The 1,320-nt window shown below is 65.1% G+C and carries 1 protein-coding gene; it reads right to left on the reverse strand.

What is annotated here, in order from left to right:
* Window positions 1-33: 33 nt before the first annotated feature.
* Window positions 34-1,253, reverse strand: a protein-coding gene (locus QM806_RS40830) for an IS3 family transposase (protein WP_283295033.1) whose coding sequence is annotated in 2 segments (ribosomal slippage) — window positions 34-998 and window positions 998-1,253 — 1,221 coding nt in all. Because the reading frame shifts where the segments join, the coding sequence is not laid out codon by codon here.
* Between the last annotated feature and the right edge of the window lie 67 nt (window positions 1,254-1,320).

Below are 1,320 nucleotides of genomic sequence, written 5' to 3' on the forward strand. Positions count from 1 at the left end.
CTGAGGTTGCCCCTCGAGAGTGGACACCGGATTTCATGCGGCAGCTGACAGCGTAGACGACGCGATGAGTCGTTGTTCGAACTCCACCGGGGTGAGATATCCCAGCGCGGAATGACGACGACGCCGATTGAAGTACGAGAGCCACTCGAACAGCTCCAACCGTGCCTGCGACTTCGACGTCAAACTCCGCCCATAAAGCCACTCCCTCTTGAGGCCCTGGAAGAACGACTCGGCTAGAGCATTATCGTAACTCGACCCGACCCGACCCCGACTCGGCCGGATCCCATGACGACGGCATACATCTGCGAAAGCTGCTGCAGTATACTGAGATCCGCGGTCGCTGTGAAATATTACGCCACGGACGTCACCGCCGCGGGTGCGCACCGCCATCTCGATCGCGTCCGTGACGAGCTCGGTACGCATATGGTCGGCAATGGACCAGCCCACCACTCGGCGTGAGCAGATGTCGATCACCGTCGCCAAAAACAGCCACGAGGAGCCCACCGGAATGTAGGTGATGTCCCCACACCACTTGGTATCGACAGCGGTAGCGGTGAAGTCCCGCATCACCAGATCCGGCACCGACGGAGCCGACTTGTCCGCGATGGTCGTGCGCTTGCCGCGGCGCAGGTGCCGGCCCACCACGTGGTGGATTCGCATCAACCGGGTCACCCGCTTGCGGTTGATCTTGCGCCCGCGGGACCGGAGTTCGGCATGCACCCGCGGGGCACCGTAGGCGCTGCGGTGCTTGGCATGGATGGCGCGGATCTCGGCGACCGTCGCGGCTTCCTCGGCCTGGCGCTCGACTCGGGCCGGCTCGGTGGCCAGGTGCTTGTAGTAGCCGGAGCGGGAGGTCCCGAGCACCCGGCACAGCCGCTGCACGCCGAACTCGGCGCGATGAGCGGAGATGAAGTCCCAGCGGCGGGTCTTCACTTCACCTCCTTTGCGAAATAGGCGGCTGCCCGGCGCAGGATCTCGCGTTCGAGCTGCCATTCCTTCTCCGCACCACGTAGCCGGGCGTTCTCCGCGCGCAGCCGCGCGAGCTCGTCCGACTCGGTCCCGTCGGCGCCGGTACTGCGGTCCTGCGACCGCCCGTTACGGGCGGTGTCCTTACGGACCCACGTCCGTAGCGTCTCGCCACTGACGCCCACATCCGCGGCCACATCCGCGTACGTGCGTTTACCGTCGGCCGCGCGGTACAACGCGACCGCGTCCTTCCGGAATTCCTCCGTGTACAGAGACTGGCGTCCCACCTCGACATCCCTCCTGGCTCTCCTAGAACCATTGTCAGGGGTGTCCACTCCAAGGGGGCAGCCTCAG

It is taken from the genome of Rhodococcus sp. IEGM 1351 (genome assembly GCF_030056875.1).
Classification (GTDB): Bacteria; Actinomycetota; Actinomycetes; order Mycobacteriales; family Mycobacteriaceae; genus Rhodococcus_F; species Rhodococcus_F opacus.